We start from the raw sequence: 15,966 nt of genomic DNA, 5'->3' as shown, positions 1-15,966 counted from the left end.
GGGCAAGCCTAGCGCATGATGCGGCAAAGGCATCATGTATTATGAATATGTCATTCCGCGAGGATACCCGCCAGATAGCGGCCATAGTCGTTCTTGCGGAACACCTCGGCCCGTGCGGCCAGTTCGTCGGCGGTGATGAAGCCCGAGCGATAGGCGATTTCGTCGGGGCTGCCCACCTGCAAGCCCTGACGGTCGGTCAGGGTGCGGACGAAGTTGCCCGCGTCGAGCAGGCTGCCATGCGTGCCGGTGTCGAGCCATGCAAAGCCGCGCCCCATCTTTTCGACGCGCAGGCTGCCCTCGGCCAGATAGAGTTCCAAGAGGTCGACGATTTCAAGCTCGCCGCGTGGCGAAGGCTTGACGCGTGCAGCGAGTTCCGGCGCGCGACCATCCAGATAGTAAAGGCCCGTCACGGCATAGTTTGACGGGGGCACGGCGGGCTTTTCCACGATGCCGGTGACGTGGCCGGTCGCGTCGAGCGCCACGACGCCGTAGCGTTCGGGATCGGCCACGCGGTAGCCGAACACGGTGCCGCCGGTTTCGCGTTCGTTGGCGGTTGCGAGGATGTCGGGCAAGCCGTGACCGAAGAAGATGTTATCGCCCAGAACCATCGCGCTGGGCGCACCGTTCAGGAAATCGGCGGCCAGCAGATAGGCCTGCGCCAACCCGTCGGGTGAGGGCTGGGTGATATAGGTGAAGGACAGCCCCCATTGCGACCCGTCGCCCATCAGCCGCTGGAACTGCGCCTGATCTTCGGGAGTGGTGATGATGGCAATCTCGCGGATGCCGCCCAGCATCAGGACCGAGAGCGGGTAGTAGATCATCGGCTTGTCATAAAGCGGCAAAAGCTGCTTTGAGACGCCCATCGTTATCGGCCAGAGCCGCGTGCCAGACCCGCCTGCCAGAATGATACCCTTGCGGTTCATGCCGCGCCCCCCAACTCGTATAGAATGTCCGAAAGCCCTGCCTGCCAGTCAGGCCGCGCCACGCCAAAATCGCGCTCGAACGCGCTGCAGTCGAGGCGCGAGTTCAGCGGTCGTTTCGCCGGTGTCGGATAGTCGCTGGTCGGGATATCGTTGATAGCGCAGCCGAGGCCCGCGCCTGCCATGATCGCCCGCGCGAAATCGGCCCAACTGATGTCGGGCGCGCCTGCGAAATGGTAAACCCCGCCGGCTTGGCCGTTCGCCATGGCGCGGGCGGCTGTGAACAGGGCATCGGCGATTGCGGCGGCGGGGGTGGGGGCACCGATCTGGTCTGCGACGACGTTCAGGCTGTCGCGCGATGCGCCAAGGCGCAGCATGGTTTTCACGAAATTCGCGCCATGCGCCGATACGACCCAGCTTGTCCGCAAGATAAGCGCCCGCGCCCCGCTATCGTTGATAGCAACCTCGCCCGCGCGTTTGGTGCGGCCATAGGCGTTTTGCGGGTCAGTGGCATCGTCGGGGCGGAAGGCAAGGGTTCCCGCGCCGTCAAAGACATAGTCGGTCGAGACATGCAGGAAGGGCAGGCCAAGTGCGGCACATTCCTGCGCCATGGCGGCGGGGGCGGCGGCGTTCACAACATGGGCCGCAGCCTCATCGGTTTCGGCCTTGTCGACCGCCGTCCATGCGGCGGCGTTGATGACGGCATCTGCATGTGATGCCCGCACCGCAGCCGCGCAAGCGGCAGGGTCGGACAGGTCTGCGCGGTCGCGTCCGAGAAATTCGGCAGTCATACCGGCAGGCAGGCGCCGCGCCAGTTCTTGCGCGACTTGTCCGGTCTGGCCAAAGACGAGAACCCTCATGCCTTAACCCCCAGCCGCTGGCCTACCCCTGCGCGGTCTTGCAGGGCCTGCCACCAGGGCGCGTTGTCGAGATACCAGCGCACCGTGCGGCGCAGGCCCTCCTCGACCGTGACCGACGGGCGCCAGCCCAGTTCGGCGGTGATGCGGGCGGGGTCGATCGCGTAGCGCAGGTCATGGCCGGGGCGGTCGGCGACAAAGGTGATCAGCCGGTCATGGGGGGCGCCTTGGGGTCTCATTTCATCGAGCAGCGCGCAGATGATGCGGACAAGGTCGATGTTGCGGGCCTCGTTCTCGCCGCCGATGTTGTAGCTGCGGCCGATGGTGCCGCGTGTCAGAACGGTCAGCAGCGCGTCGGCATGGTCTTCGACGTAAAGCCAGTCGCGCACATTCTCGCCCGTGCCGTAGACCGGAATGGGTTTGCCGGCCAAGGCGTTCAGGATGACGACCGGTACGAGTTTTTCGGGGAAGTGGAAGGGGCCGTAATTGTTCGAGCAATTGGTCATCACCACCGGCAGGCCATAGGTTTCATGCCATGCACGGACCAGATGGTCGCTTGCCGCCTTGGTCGCGGAATAGGGGCTGTTGGGGGCATAGGGCGTGTCTTCGGTGAACTTGCCGGTCGCGCCGAGCGTTCCGAACACCTCGTCGGTCGAGATGTGGTGGAAGCGGAAGGTTTCGGGGCGGCCTTCGCGCACCCAATAGGCGCGGGCGGCTTCGAGCAGGTTGAAGGTGCCGTTGACGTTGGTCTGCACGAAATCGCCCGGCCCGTCGATCGACCGGTCGACATGGCTTTCGGCAGCCAGATGCATGATCGCATCGGGGCGGTGCTGCGCCAACACGCGGTCGAGTGCTGCGCGGTCGCGGATGTCGGCGTGTTCGAATGCGTAGAGCGGCGAATTGCCCACCGATTTGACGTTGTCGAGGCAGGCCGCATAGGTCAGCGCATCAAGGTTGACGACCGCATGCCCCCGCGCCACGGCCAGACGCACCACGGCGGACCCGATGAAACCCGCGCCTCCGGTGACAAGAATCTTCATAGTGCACCCCCTGCGAAGGGCGATTGCCAATCGGCAAAGGCGGGGGCAATGCGGTCCTTGTCGGACAGCACAGGGTCGGTCACGCCCCAGTCGATGCCCAGCGAATCCCAGTGCACGCCGCCGTCACAGTCGGGCGCGTAAACGTCCGAGCATTTGTACTGCACCTCGGTGTTGTCGGTCAGGGTGACGAAGCCGTGCAGGAACCCCTTGGGCACGAGGAGTTGCCGCCCGTTTTCGGCCGTCAGTTCGACCCCGACCCAATGGCCGTAGGTGGCAGACCCCGCCCGTGCATCGACCGCGACGTCGAGGATCGCGCCTTGCGAGCAGCGTACCAGCTTGTCCTGTGCGCGGGGCGGTTTCTGGTAGTGCAGCCCGCGCAAGGTGCCCTTGGTGGTCGAGAAGGAATGGTTGTCCTGCACGAAACCGATGTCGATGCCCGCTTCGGCCATGCGACCGGCGTTGAAGGTTTCGACGAACCAGCCCCGCGCATCGCCAAAGCGGCGGGGGGTCAGGACAAGCACGCCTTGCAGCGCGGTTGTATCGATCTGCATGCACTCAACTCCGAACCACTACAGCAGTGCCTTTATCGCCTGACCCACGGCAAGGCCAAGCCGATTATGCGCCGCCTCGTCATAATGCACGCCGTCGACCATGCTGACCGAAATCACCTTGCCCGCATCGAGAAAGCCGATGCCGCGCGACTGCGCCAAGGCGGCGTAAAGCGGTGGCAGGGCTTGCGACCGTGCGGCACCGCCCCAGAATTCGGTCTTGATCGGGCCAACCTCGACGACGGGGGGCGGGCAGATCAGCAGGATCTTGAAGCCGCCGTGGCGGGCCTGCATTTCCATCGACATGGCAAGGTCAAGCAGCCCCGCGATGCCCGCCACCACGATTTCCGGCGTTGCGGCGAAGCGGGTCTTTACGTCATTTGTGCCCAGCATCAGCGTCATCACATCGACCGGCCCATGGCTTTGCAGCGCCATCTTCAGCCCTTCACGCCCGTCCATGATGTCGCCCATCACCGGATCGGTGAAGGCGGCGGTGCGTCCGGGCAGGCCCTCTTCGGCCAGTTCCCAATCGGGGCCCAAGGCCGCTTGCGCCACGGTGGGCCAGCGCACGCCGCGCCCGAAGCGGGCATAGACGCCACGGTCTACGATGGGCGGCGTGCCGTGGGTGTTGCTGTCTCCGAACGTGAACAATACCGGCATCTCATCCCCTCGGGCTTGAATTTCCGGCAGGCTAGGGCGCGGCACCGCTTTGGTAAAGCGGCTTTGCCTCTTGGCCTTTCCGGCTTGGATGCGCATATAGGGGCAAAGCATTTCCTGATAGGGCCGGATAGGAAAATGACGATGTTCAACTTGGGCGAAACACCCGCACCCGCCGCCGATTTGATCAAGGACACCACCGAAGCCAGCTTCATGGCCGACGTGATCGACGCCAGCCGTGACGTGCCGGTGATCGTGGATTTCTGGGCGACGTGGTGTGGTCCGTGCAAGACGCTTGGCCCGCAGCTTGAAGCGGCGGTCAAGGCGGCGGGCGGCAAGGTCCGTATGGTCAAGGTCGACGTGGACAAGAACCAGATGATCGCGGGCCAGTTGCGTATCCAGTCGATCCCCACGGTCTATGCCTTTTGGCAGGGCCAGCCGGTTGACGGATTTCAGGGCGCGGTGCCGCAGTCCGAGATCAAGCAGTTCGTCGACCGCGTCGCGGCGCTTGGCGGTGACGGTGGATTGGCCGAGGCGCTGGAAGCTGCCGAGCAGATGTTGGCCGAGGGTGCTGTGACCGATGCGGTCGAGACCTTTGCCGCGATCCTTGGCGAAGAACCCGAGAATGCCGCAGCCTATTCGGGGCTGATCCGTTGCCATCTTGCGCTTGACCAGTTGGAGCAAGCAGAAACGCTGCTTGGTGCAGCGCCCCCCGCCATTGCCAAGGCAAAAGAGATCGACGCCGTTCGCGCCCAGATCGAACTGGCGAAACAGGCGGCCAATGCCGGACCCGAGCAAGACCTGCGCACCGCCGTCGAAAAGAACCCCGAGGACCGTCAGGCCCGCTTCGACCTTGCGCTTGCGCTGCATGCGGCGGGCAAGGTGGACGAGGCTGTAGATACCCTGCTCGATCTGTTCCGGCTTGACCGCGAATGGAACGATGCGGCGGCAAAGACGCAGTTGATGACGATTTTCGAGGCATTGAAGCCCACCGATCCGGTGGTGCTGAAAGGCCGTCGCCGCCTGTCGTCGATGATATTTGCCTAACCCCCTGTGCGGGCTATCTGACCCCCCATGATGCACGCAGCCGACTTGCCGGAAACGGTTCCCGTCTTTCCCCTGCCCGGAGCGCTTTTGCTGCCCCGTGGCCGCCTTCCTTTGCATATCTTCGAGCCGCGCTATCTGGCGATGATCGAGGATTGCCTGAAAACCAAGCATCGGCTGATCGGGATGATCCAGACGCGCGAAGTTCCGGGAACGGGGGAGAAGCGGCTGAACGCCATCGGTTGTGCGGGCCGCGTGACGGGGTTTTCGGAAACCGAAGACGGGCGTTACATGATCACGCTTTCCGGCATCTCGCGGTTTCGGGTGAAAGAGGAAGTGCAGGGCTTTGCGCCTTATCGGCGTTGCAATGTCGATTGGTCGGGTTTCGGTCGCGACCTTGGCCCTCAGGAGGAAGATGCGGGGTTCCAGCGTGCGGAATTCCTGTCGCTGCTGAACCGGTTCTTCTTGTCGCTGAATCTGTCGACTGACTGGTCGAGCCTGAAAGAGGCGGAAACCGAGTTGCTGATCAATTCGCTGTCGATGCTGTGCCCGTTCACGCCGGAAGATAAACAGGCGCTGTTGGAGGCGCCGTCGCTGACCACGCGGCGCGAGACGCTTGTGACGCTGATCGAATTCGCCATGCGCGGCGGTTCGGGGGAAGAGGTGATGCAGTGACCGACCAGCCAACCGTTTTCGACCGCCGCATGCTCGAATCGCTGGTGTGCCCCGTGACGCAGGCGACGCTGTCCTATGATGCGGCGCAGCAGGAGCTGGTGTCGAAAGAGGCCAATCTTGCCTTTCCGATCCGTGACGGGATTCCGATCATGCTGATTTCGGAAGCGCGCACCCTCGGTTGACCGTGGTGCGCGTGAACGCGCACCCTACTCCGTCGGGCCGGTGATGCATTTCGCGCCCCTGCCCAACGCGCTCCAGACCAGACCGACGCGGCGCTGCATTTCGGGGATGGCCGCGCCATGTGCCATGAAACCGGCGACGGACATCATTTCCCACCGCTGCCCCTCGTCTCCGAACCTGATCGCGGCGATCTCGGCTTCGTCCAGCCAGCCGCCGAACAGCCATGACGCCCGCGCCGGATCTGCCATCGACGGCAATTCCTGCCGGAGCAGCAACCGCCGTTCGGGCAGGGCCAGCCCGAATTCTTCGGCAATCTCGCGCAGCACGCAGGCTTGGGCACTCTCGTTGCCCTCGCGCCCGCCGCCCGGCAAATCCCATAGCCCCGCCCAAGGCAGCCCTGCGAAATCGTCGCGCTGATAGACGAGCACGCGGTCCACGCACAAAAGCACCGCCTTGGCCCCCACGAAATCGGGGTCGCCGTCAGTCATTGATGTCGCGGTCCCAGACCTTTACCTGACCCTCGCGCACGCCCATGGTGCGGCGCAGGGCGAACCATGCGGCCAGCGACATGACGGCGAAGACCAGCAACAGCGCAGGCCAGCCGCCGCCCATGATGCCAAGGCCGACCAAGGCACCTGTCAGCACCGCGCCGATGGCAAAGCCTAGGAAGATATACCCCGGCGCCAGCACCTCGAGGCCCCCAAGCAGGAAGCCCGCGACGATCCAGACCCACCAGACCTGCCAGAGTGCCATCAGCCGCGCCCTTTAAGCATTTTGAACGCATCGCCGAACGCATCCAGCGCCGCAGTCGGCAACAGCACCGTCTGCTTGCCATCGCCCAAGGCCACGGCCTGCAAGGCCTCGACCTGTTTCAGCGCCACCTGATATTGCGCGGCCTCAAGCCCGCTTTCCTTGATCGCCACGGCGATGACACCGGTGGCATAAGCCTCGGCATCCGCCGTGATGCGCTTGCCCTTGGCGGCCTGTTCGGCGGCGTAAAGGTCGGCGTCGGCGGCCAGTTCCACGGCCCGCTTGCGCCCTTCGGCCTCCATCACCTGCGCGCGCCGCGCGCGTTCGGCGTTCAACTGCTGCAGCATCGCCGCCCGTGTCGCGTCATCGAGATTGACGTCGAGGATTTCGGCCCGCGTCACCTCGACCCCCCAGTCGTCGACCATGGCGCTGACCTGTTCGCGCACCCGTTCGATCAACTGGGCGCGGTTGGATTGCACCTGATCGAGTTCCAGCTTGCCGATTTCCGACCGCACGATGCCTGCCACGGTGGTGGCAATCGCCCCGTCGACATCGCGGATGCGGTAGACGGTCTTTTCGGGTTCGGTGATGCGGTAAAAGACGCTGGTTTCCACCTTGACCAGCACGTTGTCGGCGGTGATGGCGTCTTGGCTGGCATTGGGCAGCTGGCGTTCCAGAATGGAAATCTTGTGCGGCACGCGGTCGAGGAAGGGCACGATGAAGTTGATGCCCGGCCCTAGCACGGCCCGCAGCCGACCGAAGCGTTCGACCACATGCTTTTCCGACTGCGGCACGATCCGGACACCCAGAAAGATACACAGGATGATAAAGGCGGCAAACGCCAGAAAGACTGCATTTCCACCGAACAAAGGCTCGTCCATCGACTGTCACTCCTGCCAGGCATTACAACGTGAAGATGAGGGCTGACCCGCCGCAGCGCAAGCGGTCAGAAACGTGCGCGCATGAAGAGGGTGATCGGTCCCAGTCCGGTGGGCGCGTTGCGGAACGGCAAAGCGCGTACAAAGCCGTGGCGTTCGTAAAGGCGGATCGCATCGTGCATGAAGCTGGCCGTCTCGAGGCAGGCGCCGTGGTAGCCTGCAGCAACCATCGCCTTCTTGAGTTCGGACATCAAAAGACTGCCGGTTCCCGCACCGCGCGCGGCCTTTTCGAGCCAGACCTTCTGTACCTCGGCCACCTTGGCATCAAAGCCGGTGAAGCCCGCATGGCCGAGCACCTGTCCATCCTTGACCGCCAGAAGCATCATCGCGCCATGGCCGTCGAACGTGGAGCGTAACTTTGCGGCATCTTCGCCGTAAAACGACCCTTTGACCGCATCGGCCGGACAGCCCAATGCAGCGCATTTTGCGGCATCCCATTCCGCCATTTCCGCCTGCATCCGTTCGACCGCAGAGAAATCGGCCGGTGATCGCGCTGCCCGCACCTGAACTGTCATTCCCGCCACTCCAATTGAACCCCGCGCAGCCTAGCAGAGGGCGTGGGCCTTGTGCTAACCTTTCGCCATGCCAGCCCTGTGCCGCGATTGCCTGACCCAGTTCGACAGCGGCCCGCGCTGCCCGTCGTGCCGCAGTCCGCGCGTCCTGTCGCACCCCGAGTTGTTCGACCTTTCCATCGCCCACATGGATTGCGATGCCTTTTACGCTTCGGTGGAAAAGCGAGACAATCCTGACTTGGCCGACAAGCCCGTCATCGTCGGTGGCGGCACGCGGGGCGTGGTGTCGACCTGCTGCTATATCGCGCGCATCAACGGCGTGCGTTCCGCCATGCCGATGTTTCAGGCGCTGAAGCTGTGCCCCCAAGCGGTGGTGGTGAAGCCGCGCATGTCGGTTTATGTCGCGGTCAGCCGCCAGATCAGGGCGATGATGGAGGATTTGACGCCTGCCATCGAACCCCTTTCGCTGGACGAGGCATTTCTTGACCTGACCGGCACCACGCGCTTGCATGGCGCTCCGCCTGTAGTGCAACTGGCCCGTCTGTTGCGGCGGATGGAGGATGAGCTTGGCCTGTCAGGATCGGTCGGGCTGTCGCACAACAAGTTTCTGGCCAAGATCGCGTCGGACCTCGACAAGCCGCGCGGGTTCTCGGTCATCGGGCGGGCGGAAACCGAAGGGTTTCTGGCCAAGCGTCCGGTCCGTATCATCTGGGGGGTCGGCACGGCCACGCAAGCCGCGCTGGAACAGGCAGGCATCCGCACGATCACCGACCTGCTGCGCTGGGACCGGCGTGATCTGAACGCGCGTTTCGGCAGCATGGGCGACCGGCTGTGGCATCTTGCGAGGGGCATCGATCATCGCCGTGTGCAGCGGGATGAAAGGCCGAAGTCGATCAGCAAGGAAACCACCTTTTCCGAGGACACGTCCGACGCCGACATCCTCGACGGGCATCTGTGGCGGCTGGCCGAACAGGTGTCGGACCGTGCCAAGGCCAAGCATCTTGCGGGCAAGACCGTCGTGCTGAAGCTGAAATCGACGGCGTTCCAGACCGTCACGCGCCGCCACGCGCTGGGCGATGCCACCCAGACCGCCGATCGCATCTATCGCGCCGTGCGCGAGCTTTACGACCATGCCGGAACCCAAGGCCCGTTCCGGCTGATCGGCGTGGGTATCGCCGATCTGGTGGCCGAGGCCGAGGCCGACCGGCACGGCGACCTGCTTGACCCCGATGCCGGAAAACGCGCCGCCGCCGAACGCGCGACCGATGCGATCCGCGCCCGTTTCGGGAATGACGCAATCATCAAGGGCAGGGCGCTGCGGTAAGGCCGGGCCGAATTTTCTTGCGAAGAAAATTGGCAAATTTCTTACGAAGGAATTTGGTCCTATTCTGCAGCCAGCGGCACCTGGTCCCGCCCGATCTGCGCAAGCTCCGCGATCACGCCTGCCATCATCGACCGGAACGCCTCGAAATCGGGGCGCGGTTCGATCCGGGCCTCGTCCATGTAAAGCGCGCGGTCGATCTCGACCTGCACGACATGCGCGCCGCGCGATGGCCGCCCGTAGGCCTGCGCGATATAGGCGCCGGCAAAGGGCGCGTTGCGGACCACGCGCAAGCCCGCACCGGCGAAGGCCGCTTCGATCCGTTCGACCACATCGCGCCCGGCCGCTGCGCCGAAGCGGTCACCCAGAACAACATCGGGGCGGGGCTGGCCGGGGCGGGCATGGGCCTCGATCGCCTCGTGCGGCATCGAGTGGCAATCGATCAGCACCGCCTTGCCGAACATGGCCAGCGACTCGTCGATCAGCCGTTTCAAAGCCTCGTGATAAGGTTGCCAATGGGTCCGCAGACGGTATTCGGCCTCGCGCAGGGGGAGTTTGCCGCGATAGATCGCCCGCCCTCCGGCCACGACGCGGGGAATCACCCCCAAGCCCGACGAGACGCGCGGGTTGTGGGCGACCCGCATGACGCCCTCGATCACGGCGGGATCGAGTTCGTCGGCGGCGCGGTTCAGGTCGATATAGGCGCGGGGGGCCCGTGCCGCGATCAAGGGCGCGCCGACCAGCGGGGCATGGGCGAAAAGCCTGTCCACAAAGGCATCTTCCGACGAGCGGATGACATGCGCATCGAGCAGGCTGGCATCGAGAAAGGCGCTCGGATAATCCTGCCCGCTGTGGGGAGAGGAAAACACCACCGGCGTGTCGCGGCGTTCGGGCAGCCAGAGGTGATAGGCGTCATGATCCATGCCAATAGGTATAGCGGGATTTTTTCCGATGCCAAAACCCCTTGAACCCCGCTGCGACTCCTTTTATAGACCCTGCACCGACGCGGAACCGCCCGCGTCTTTTTATTTGACAGGGCGGGGAAGTTGCGGCGCGTGGGCGGTTAGCTCAGCGGTAGAGCACTACGTTGACATCGTAGTGGCCACTGGTTCGATCCCAGTACCGCCCACCATTTCAACGCTTTCCCCGGAAGGCCTCAACAGATTTCAAGGCGCTGCGCGCCGCGAATGGGAGAAGAACGATGAAGGTTGCGAACTCGCTCCGCTCGCTCAAGACGCGTCATCGCGATTGCCAGGTCGTGCGCCGCAAGGGCCGCGTCTATGTGATCAACAAGACGCAGAAGCGCTACAAGGCCCGTCAGGGCTGAGACGTTTCCGAGCTGGACTATGCAGGGCCGCCTTAGGGCGGTCTTTTGCATTTATGCGGGCAAGGGCGGAGTTTGACGCAAACTCCGCGCCGATTTCTGACGCAGAAATCGGTGGCAACGGTCGGGACGCGGAATTTGCGTCAAATTCCGTCGCGGTTTCTTCGTGAGAAACCGCTGTTGCAGCGCAAGGGGCGCGGGGCTACCGTTTGCCGGATCGATCCAGACAGGCCAAGTCATGCGCCTCTACCACTCGCCCACCTCGCCCTATGTCCGCAAAGTCATGGTGCTGTTGCATGAAACCGGCCTGTTGCCGCAGGTCACGCTGGTGACCGGTTCGGGCTCGCCCATCGATCCTGGCACTGCCCCGCTGGAAGCCAACCCCTTGGGCAAGGTGCCCGCCCTCGAACGGCCGGACGGGCCGGCGCTTTACGACAGCCGCGTGATCTGCCGCTATCTCGACGACCTCGCGCAGGCGGGTCTTTACGGCACCGGGCCGGCGCTTTGGGACCGATTGACCATCGAAGCGACGGCCGATGGAATCCTCGATGCGGCGTTGCTGATGGTCTACGAATGGCGGCTTCGTCCCGAGCAGCATCGCTATGACCCTTGGGTCGAAGGGCAATGGGCCAAGGTGGACCGTGCGCTGGATACGCTCGAGTCGCGATGGATGGCGGAACTGCGCGGGCCGCTCGATGCCGGACAGATCGCGGTGGCCTGTGCGCTGGGTTATGTCGATTTCCGGCATGATGCCCGTGGCTGGAGGGACACGCGCCCGCATCTGGCGGCGTGGTATGGCGAGTTCGCCAAGCGTCCGTCGATGATCGAGACTCAGCCCGCCTGAATGCTGCCCCCATTCCTTCCATGGCATGATTTCCTGACTGTCTGGGTCTTTCTGGCGGCCAATATCGCGTCACCGGGGCCGAATGTGCTGAACACCATCGCGCTGGCGATCGGGTCGGGACGGGCTGCGGGCTTCGGGTCGGCGGCGGGGGTGGGGTTGGGCATCGGGCTTTGGTGCCTGTCGATGACGCTGGGTGTGGCAACGGTGCTTACGGTGATTCCCGGCGCGACGCTTGCCCTGACGCTAACCGCAGTCGGCCTGCTTTTGTGGTTTGCATGGCGCTATGCAAAGGCGGCTGTTGCGGGCTTCAGGGACCGAGGCACTGCGCGCCCGACCCGCAACGACGGTGCGGGGTTTGCCACTGGCTTTCGCCGTTCGCTGGCGGTGAACGCGCTAAACCCTAAGGCGCTGACAAGCTGGCTTGCGGTTCTGGCGATGTTTCCCACCACCCGCGCTACGGCTGCCGATATCGCCCTGCTGTGCGCCGGGGCCTGCGCGTTGTCATTCGGGCTGCACGCGGCCTATACCATGGCGTTCTCGACCCCTGCCGCGTTGCGCGCCTATCTGCGTGCCGGATGGGTGCTGCACGCCACGGCGGCGGTGATGTTCACCGGTTTCGCGGTCCGGCTGCTGATCGGCCTGATCGCCTGAACAGTGCGGCAAAGGGCCAGACCAGCCAGCCGCGCAATTGCACCAGACCGCGCACCACAGCGGACCGCGCCCGCGACGGCCGGCGCAGCAGGCGTTCGAACAGCCAGCCATACAGCGCGCCGAACAGTACCTGCCACACATCATGAGCCCGTGCCTCCATCCGCGACCCGCCGACATAGCCTGCGGACAGGATCACCACGCCTTGCACCCAGGGGTTTCCGGTCACGCAGTCATGCACGAGCGATGATGCGCCGAAGACCGAAGCCGACGTGTGGGCAGAGGGGAAACCGTTTCCGCCGCCGTGTGGCCGGATGTTGACGGGTGCATCGCCCAAGACATTCTTCGTTCCATGAGTCGCAAGCCACATCGCAACGAAGCGCAGCGCATATTCGCCCGCCTGACCGTTGACGGCGGCGCATCCCCAGGCTGCCATGGGCAAGGCAATTTGCAGGCGGTCACCGATCTGTTCGGCGTGACGCGGTGCGGTTGCCACCGTCAGCGCCAGAACCGCAAGCACGAGCCATATCCGCAAGCGTGTCACGACCGCCTTTATCCGCTTCCACATCGCGCCTGTCCTTACCGCTTGCACCGCTCGCGCTCTATATCCGCCCCTTTCCGCTTTCGCTACGTCTTGTCGCAGGGGCTGGAAAGCGGGGCAGCGCAGAGCATAGTTTATTGGGCACGGTCCCGAAGCCTTTCCTGTCGCGCAAAGATACAAAAGACGCGCATGGATACCACAGGCCGCAAGATTCCCGTGCCCGAGTGACCGCTTGGCCCGACTGCGCCCGTTTGTCCGCTGGACGAAGGAGCACAGCTTGGCTAAAAGCCGCTCGGCAAGGCTGCGGGAGACTGCGGTCCGACTGGCATATGGAGCGCGGGCGGAACCCGCGGTCTTGATAGGGAGAAAATCTCGTGTCCCACGCAGACGACACCACAGGCGCCGGCACCCGCCGCGATTTCCTGTACTACGCTACGGCCGGAGCCGGAGCTGTCGCCACCGGCGCAGCCGTCTGGCCGCTGGTCAACCAGATGAACCCCTCGGCCGATGTCCAGGCGCTTGCCTCGATCTTCGTCGATGTGTCTTCGGTCGAGCCGGGCACCCAGCTGACCGTCAAATGGCTTGGCAAGCCGGTGTTCATCCGCCGCCGCACGCCGGCAGACATCGAATCGGCCCGCGCCGTCGCGCTGACCGATCTGGTCGACCCGCTCGGCGAGAACGCGAACAAGCCGAACGCCGACGCGTCCGACGCCAACCGCACGCTCGACGAAGCGGGCGAATGGCTGGTGATGATGGGGGTGTGCACCCACCTCGGCTGCGTGCCGCTGGGCGATTCCGGGGATTTCGGCGGCTGGTTCTGCCCGTGCCACGGTTCGCACTACGATGCCGCAGGCCGCATCCGCAAAGGCCCCGCACCGCGCAACCTGCCGGTGCCGGTCGCTGCGTTCACCGACGAAACCACGATCAAGCTCGGGTAAGGAAACAAGAAGATGGCCGGAATTCCGCACGACCATTACGAGCCCAAAAGCAAGGGTGAGCAGTGGCTTTACAAGCGCCTGCCCATTGCCGGGCTGATTTACGACACGCTGATGTTGCCCACGCCCAAGAACCTGAACTGGATGTGGATCTGGGGCATCATCCTGACCTTCTGCCTTGCGATGCAAATCATCACCGGCATCGTGCTGGTCATGCATTACACGCCGCATGTCGACCTGGCCTTTGCCTCGGTCGAGCATATCATGCGCAACGTGAACGGCGGCTACATGATCCGCTATCTGCATGCCAACGGGGCGTCGCTGTTCTTCGTCGCCGTCTACTTGCACATCTTCCGCGGGCTTTACTACGGCAGCTACAAAGCTCCGCGGGAAGTCACGTGGATCATCGGCATGCTGATCTATCTGATGATGATGGGCACCGCCTTTATGGGCTATGTGCTGCCGTGGGGACAGATGTCGTTCTGGGGCGCAACCGTTATCACCGGCCTGTTCGGCGCCATCCCGGGCATCGGGCCGGGCATCCAGACCTGGCTGCTGGGCGGGCCTGCCGTGGACAACGCCACGCTGAACCGCTTTTTCTCGCTGCACTACCTGCTGCCCTTCGTGATCGCCGGACTTGTCGCCGTGCACATCTGGGCCTTCCACACGACCGGCAACAACAACCCCACGGGTGTTGAAGTGCGTCGCGGGTCGAAGGAAGAAGCGGAGCGCGATACCCTGCCGTTCTGGCCTTACTATGTGATCAAGGACCTTTTCGCGCTTGTCGTGATCCTTGCGGTGTTCTTCGCTGTTGTCAGCTTCATGCCGAACTACCTTGGCCACCCCGACAACTATATCGAGGCGAACCCGCTGGCGACGCCCGCGCATATCGTGCCGGAATGGTACTTCCTGCCGTTCTACGCGATCCTGCGCGCCTTTACCGCCGATGTTCTGATCGTGGAAATCACCCAGTTCATCACCTTTGGCATCGTCGACGCCAAGTTCTTCGGTGTGCTGGCCATGTTCGGCGCCATCGCGGTCATGGCGCTTGCGCCGTGGCTCGACACTTCGTCGGTGCGTTCGGGCCGGTATCGCCCGATGTTCAAATGGTGGTTCGCGCTGTTGGCAATCGACTTCGTGGTGCTGACATGGGTCGGCAGCCAGACCCCGTCGCCGTTCACGGCGTGGGTGTCGCTGATCGCATCTTACTACTGGTTCGCCTATTTCCTGATCATCCTGCCGCTGCTTGGCGTGATCGAGAAGCCGCTGCCGGTGCCGGCGACGATCGAAGACGATTTCAATGCCCACTACTCGCCCAATATGGGCGGGACCAAGACCATCGCGGCCGAGTGAGAGGACAGTCAACATGATCCGCAATATCGCACTCAGCGCAGCAACCGCCGCGGCCCTTGTGGTCGCGGGGGCCAGCGCCTTTGCCGCCGAGACCACCGTTCACATCGAAGACGTGACCTTCGCCCACGAAGGCCCCTTCGGCAAGTTCGACCGCAACCAGCTTCAGCGCGGGCTGCAGGTCTATACCGAGGTTTGCTCGGCCTGCCATGGGCTGAAGTTCGTCCCGATCCGCACCCTTGCGGACGATGGCGGACCGCAGTTGCCGGAAGATCAGGTCCGCGCCTATGCGGCGAACCTTTCGGTGAACGACGAAGCGTCAAACCCGCAGCTGATCGACCCGGAAACCGGGTCGGCGCGCACGCTGGTTCCGGCCGACAACTTCCCCGCCAACCACGCAGCCGGCGCACCGGACCTGTCGTTGATGGCAAAGGCCCGTGCCGGCTTTCACGGCCCCTACGGACTTGGTCTGAGCCAGCTGTTCCGCGGGATGGGTGGCCCGGAATACATCCACGCCCTCCTTGTCGGCTACACCGGCGAGGAAAAGGAAGAGGCAGGGTCGGTCTTCTACGAAAACCACGCCTTCTCGACCGGCTGGATCAAGATGCCGCCTCCGCTGTCGGATGATCAGGTCACCTATGCCGACGGCACCGCCGCGACGGTCGACCAGATGTCGATGGACGTGTCGTCGTTCCTGATGTGGACCGCCGAGCCGAAGTTGATGGACCGCAGAGAAACCGGCTTCAAGGCCGTGCTTTTCCTGATCGTCTTCGCCTCGCTGCTGTATCTGACCAACAAGCGCATCTGGGCAGGCGTCAAAGGCAAGAAGACCGCCTGAGGCGGTCCTTCCGGACCAAAAATCGGGGCCGGGGGTGTTGTGTA

At 63.9% G+C, this 15,966-nt stretch carries 21 protein-coding genes and 1 tRNA gene; 11 read left to right on the top strand and 11 right to left on the bottom strand.

Annotated elements, in window-relative coordinates; all coding sequences use genetic code 11:
- Positions 1-50: 50 nt before the first annotated feature.
- From rfbA to HYN69_RS16475, 5 genes are read right to left on the bottom strand one after another with little or no spacing between them, the layout of a single operon-like run.
- Positions 51-923 carry a glucose-1-phosphate thymidylyltransferase RfbA gene (gene rfbA, locus HYN69_RS16495; protein ID WP_108436708.1) on the bottom strand — a complete coding sequence of 291 codons (873 nt, stop codon included), beginning with the start codon at positions 921-923 and terminating at the stop codon, positions 51-53.
- Positions 920-1,780 carry a dTDP-4-dehydrorhamnose reductase gene (gene rfbD / locus HYN69_RS16490; protein WP_108436707.1) on the bottom strand — a complete coding sequence of 287 codons (861 nt, stop codon included), beginning with the start codon at positions 1,778-1,780 and terminating at the stop codon, positions 920-922. The genes rfbA and rfbD overlap by 4 nt, the downstream gene beginning before the upstream one ends.
- Positions 1,777-2,817 carry a dTDP-glucose 4,6-dehydratase gene (rfbB, locus tag HYN69_RS16485; protein WP_108436706.1) on the bottom strand — a complete coding sequence of 347 codons (1,041 nt, stop codon included), beginning with the start codon at positions 2,815-2,817 and terminating at the stop codon, positions 1,777-1,779. Before rfbB ends, rfbD begins: the two co-directional genes overlap by 4 nt.
- Positions 2,814-3,368, bottom strand: coding sequence for a dTDP-4-dehydrorhamnose 3,5-epimerase (gene rfbC, locus HYN69_RS16480; protein WP_108436705.1), 555 nt, complete (start codon positions 3,366-3,368; stop codon positions 2,814-2,816). The genes rfbB and rfbC overlap by 4 nt, the downstream gene beginning before the upstream one ends.
- Before the next feature lie 18 nt (positions 3,369-3,386).
- Entirely contained in the window at positions 3,387-4,025 is a 639-nt protein-coding gene (locus tag HYN69_RS16475; RefSeq protein ID WP_108437273.1) for an SGNH/GDSL hydrolase family protein, read from the bottom strand.
- Between the two features lie 141 nt (positions 4,026-4,166).
- On the opposite strand from HYN69_RS16475, the gene trxA reads away from it, so the two are divergent.
- From trxA to HYN69_RS16460, 3 genes are read left to right on the top strand one after another with little or no spacing between them, the layout of a single operon-like run.
- Positions 4,167-5,069 (top strand): thioredoxin, encoded by a 903-nt coding sequence (trxA, locus tag HYN69_RS16470; RefSeq protein ID WP_108437272.1) that lies wholly within the window; start codon positions 4,167-4,169, stop codon positions 5,067-5,069.
- Positions 5,070-5,096: 27 nt separating this feature from the next.
- Positions 5,097-5,741, top strand: coding sequence for an LON peptidase substrate-binding domain-containing protein (locus HYN69_RS16465; RefSeq protein ID WP_108436704.1), 645 nt, complete (start codon positions 5,097-5,099; stop codon positions 5,739-5,741).
- A gap of 29 nt (positions 5,742-5,770) precedes the next feature.
- Positions 5,771-5,923 carry a Trm112 family protein gene (locus HYN69_RS16460; protein WP_108437271.1) on the top strand — a complete coding sequence of 51 codons (153 nt, stop codon included), beginning with the start codon at positions 5,771-5,773 and terminating at the stop codon, positions 5,921-5,923.
- Between the two features lie 24 nt (positions 5,924-5,947).
- Here HYN69_RS16460 and HYN69_RS16455 read toward each other — a convergent pair whose 3' ends face one another.
- The 4 genes from HYN69_RS16455 to HYN69_RS16440 form a co-directional block, all read right to left on the bottom strand.
- On the bottom strand, positions 5,948-6,409 hold the full coding sequence (locus tag HYN69_RS16455) for an NUDIX domain-containing protein (RefSeq protein WP_108436703.1): 462 nt from the start codon (positions 6,407-6,409) through the stop codon (positions 5,948-5,950).
- Positions 6,402-6,674, bottom strand: a complete 273-nt coding sequence (locus HYN69_RS16450; protein ID WP_108436702.1) for an NfeD family protein — start codon at positions 6,672-6,674, stop codon at positions 6,402-6,404. The genes HYN69_RS16455 and HYN69_RS16450 overlap by 8 nt, the downstream gene beginning before the upstream one ends.
- The gene (locus HYN69_RS16445; RefSeq protein ID WP_108436701.1) at positions 6,674-7,552 is read right to left on the bottom strand and encodes an SPFH domain-containing protein; all 879 of its coding nucleotides are present in this window, start codon (positions 7,550-7,552) and stop codon (positions 6,674-6,676) included. The genes HYN69_RS16450 and HYN69_RS16445 overlap by 1 nt, the downstream gene beginning before the upstream one ends.
- A 65-nt stretch (positions 7,553-7,617) precedes the next feature.
- Positions 7,618-8,124, bottom strand: coding sequence for a GNAT family N-acetyltransferase (locus HYN69_RS16440; RefSeq protein ID WP_108436700.1), 507 nt, complete (start codon positions 8,122-8,124; stop codon positions 7,618-7,620).
- A gap of 67 nt (positions 8,125-8,191) precedes the next feature.
- Here HYN69_RS16440 and HYN69_RS16435 point away from each other — a divergent pair, with 67 nt between their 5' ends.
- Positions 8,192-9,445 (top strand): DNA polymerase IV, encoded by a 1,254-nt coding sequence (locus HYN69_RS16435; protein WP_108436699.1) that lies wholly within the window; start codon positions 8,192-8,194, stop codon positions 9,443-9,445.
- A 59-nt stretch (positions 9,446-9,504) separates the two neighbouring features.
- Here HYN69_RS16435 and HYN69_RS16430 read toward each other — a convergent pair whose 3' ends face one another.
- Entirely contained in the window at positions 9,505-10,365 is an 861-nt protein-coding gene (locus HYN69_RS16430; RefSeq protein WP_108436698.1) for an N-formylglutamate amidohydrolase, read from the bottom strand.
- Between the two features lie 134 nt (positions 10,366-10,499).
- Here HYN69_RS16430 and HYN69_RS16425 point away from each other — a divergent pair.
- From HYN69_RS16425 to HYN69_RS16410, 4 genes are all read left to right on the top strand, one after another.
- Positions 10,500-10,574 (top strand) — tRNA-Val (locus HYN69_RS16425).
- A 69-nt stretch (positions 10,575-10,643) separates the two neighbouring features.
- Positions 10,644-10,769 (top strand): type B 50S ribosomal protein L36, encoded by a 126-nt coding sequence (ykgO, locus tag HYN69_RS16420; protein ID WP_023666132.1) that lies wholly within the window; start codon positions 10,644-10,646, stop codon positions 10,767-10,769.
- A gap of 235 nt (positions 10,770-11,004) precedes the next feature.
- Positions 11,005-11,610, top strand: a complete 606-nt coding sequence (locus HYN69_RS16415) for a glutathione S-transferase (protein WP_108436697.1) — start codon at positions 11,005-11,007, stop codon at positions 11,608-11,610.
- Entirely contained in the window at positions 11,611-12,261 is a 651-nt protein-coding gene (locus tag HYN69_RS16410; RefSeq protein WP_108436696.1) for a LysE family translocator, read from the top strand.
- Here HYN69_RS16410 and HYN69_RS16405 read toward each other — a convergent pair.
- Positions 12,218-12,826 (bottom strand): phosphatase PAP2 family protein, encoded by a 609-nt coding sequence (locus HYN69_RS16405; RefSeq protein WP_108436695.1) that lies wholly within the window; start codon positions 12,824-12,826, stop codon positions 12,218-12,220. The two genes, HYN69_RS16410 and HYN69_RS16405, sit on opposite strands and share 44 nt — an antisense overlap.
- Positions 12,827-13,173: 347 nt before the next feature.
- Between HYN69_RS16405 and petA the strand changes: the two genes are divergently transcribed.
- From petA to HYN69_RS16390, 3 genes are read left to right on the top strand one after another with little or no spacing between them, the layout of a single operon-like run.
- Complete coding sequence (gene petA, locus HYN69_RS16400; RefSeq protein ID WP_108436694.1) at positions 13,174-13,737, top strand: ubiquinol-cytochrome c reductase iron-sulfur subunit; 564 nt, start codon at positions 13,174-13,176, stop codon at positions 13,735-13,737.
- A gap of 12 nt (positions 13,738-13,749) precedes the next feature.
- The gene (petB, locus tag HYN69_RS16395) at positions 13,750-15,087 is read left to right on the top strand and encodes a cytochrome b (RefSeq protein WP_108436693.1); all 1,338 of its coding nucleotides are present in this window, start codon (positions 13,750-13,752) and stop codon (positions 15,085-15,087) included.
- Between the two features lie 13 nt (positions 15,088-15,100).
- The gene (locus HYN69_RS16390; RefSeq protein WP_108436692.1) at positions 15,101-15,922 is read left to right on the top strand and encodes a cytochrome c1; all 822 of its coding nucleotides are present in this window, start codon (positions 15,101-15,103) and stop codon (positions 15,920-15,922) included.
- The last annotated feature ends 44 nt before the right edge of the window (positions 15,923-15,966 follow it).

The organism is Gemmobacter aquarius (assembly GCF_003060865.1).
Taxonomy (GTDB): domain Bacteria; phylum Pseudomonadota; class Alphaproteobacteria; order Rhodobacterales; family Rhodobacteraceae; genus Paragemmobacter; species Paragemmobacter aquarius.
This window is presented reverse-complemented; position numbering and strand designations above follow the sequence as displayed.

What these genes read in the sequence shown, in the direction of transcription:
- rfbA (WP_108436708.1), bottom strand. Translation starts at nt 923, where the DNA reads ATGAACCGCAAGGGTATCATTCTGGCAGGCGGGTCTGGCACGCGGCTC.
- rfbD (WP_108436707.1), bottom strand. Translation starts at nt 1,780, where the DNA reads ATGAGGGTTCTCGTCTTTGGCCAGACCGGACAAGTCGCGCAAGAACTG.
- rfbB (WP_108436706.1), bottom strand. Translation starts at nt 2,817, where the DNA reads ATGAAGATTCTTGTCACCGGAGGCGCGGGTTTCATCGGGTCCGCCGTG.
- rfbC (WP_108436705.1), bottom strand. Translation starts at nt 3,368, where the DNA reads ATGCAGATCGATACAACCGCGCTGCAAGGCGTGCTTGTCCTGACCCCC.
- HYN69_RS16475 (WP_108437273.1), bottom strand. Translation starts at nt 4,025, where the DNA reads ATGCCGGTATTGTTCACGTTCGGAGACAGCAACACCCACGGCACGCCG.
- trxA (WP_108437272.1), top strand. Translation starts at nt 4,167, where the DNA reads ATGTTCAACTTGGGCGAAACACCCGCACCCGCCGCCGATTTGATCAAG.
- HYN69_RS16465 (WP_108436704.1), top strand. Translation starts at nt 5,097, where the DNA reads ATGATGCACGCAGCCGACTTGCCGGAAACGGTTCCCGTCTTTCCCCTG.
- HYN69_RS16460 (WP_108437271.1), top strand. Translation starts at nt 5,771, where the DNA reads ATGCTCGAATCGCTGGTGTGCCCCGTGACGCAGGCGACGCTGTCCTAT.
- HYN69_RS16455 (WP_108436703.1), bottom strand. Translation starts at nt 6,409, where the DNA reads ATGACTGACGGCGACCCCGATTTCGTGGGGGCCAAGGCGGTGCTTTTG.
- HYN69_RS16450 (WP_108436702.1), bottom strand. Translation starts at nt 6,674, where the DNA reads ATGGCACTCTGGCAGGTCTGGTGGGTCTGGATCGTCGCGGGCTTCCTG.
- HYN69_RS16445 (WP_108436701.1), bottom strand. Translation starts at nt 7,552, where the DNA reads ATGGACGAGCCTTTGTTCGGTGGAAATGCAGTCTTTCTGGCGTTTGCC.
- HYN69_RS16440 (WP_108436700.1), bottom strand. Translation starts at nt 8,124, where the DNA reads ATGACAGTTCAGGTGCGGGCAGCGCGATCACCGGCCGATTTCTCTGCG.
- HYN69_RS16435 (WP_108436699.1), top strand. Translation starts at nt 8,192, where the DNA reads ATGCCAGCCCTGTGCCGCGATTGCCTGACCCAGTTCGACAGCGGCCCG.
- HYN69_RS16430 (WP_108436698.1), bottom strand. Translation starts at nt 10,365, where the DNA reads ATGGATCATGACGCCTATCACCTCTGGCTGCCCGAACGCCGCGACACG.
- ykgO (WP_023666132.1), top strand. Translation starts at nt 10,644, where the DNA reads ATGAAGGTTGCGAACTCGCTCCGCTCGCTCAAGACGCGTCATCGCGAT.
- HYN69_RS16415 (WP_108436697.1), top strand. Translation starts at nt 11,005, where the DNA reads ATGCGCCTCTACCACTCGCCCACCTCGCCCTATGTCCGCAAAGTCATG.
- HYN69_RS16410 (WP_108436696.1), top strand. Translation starts at nt 11,611, where the DNA reads ATGCTGCCCCCATTCCTTCCATGGCATGATTTCCTGACTGTCTGGGTC.
- HYN69_RS16405 (WP_108436695.1), bottom strand. Translation starts at nt 12,826, where the DNA reads ATGTGGAAGCGGATAAAGGCGGTCGTGACACGCTTGCGGATATGGCTC.
- petB (WP_108436693.1), top strand. Translation starts at nt 13,750, where the DNA reads ATGGCCGGAATTCCGCACGACCATTACGAGCCCAAAAGCAAGGGTGAG.
- HYN69_RS16390 (WP_108436692.1), top strand. Translation starts at nt 15,101, where the DNA reads ATGATCCGCAATATCGCACTCAGCGCAGCAACCGCCGCGGCCCTTGTG.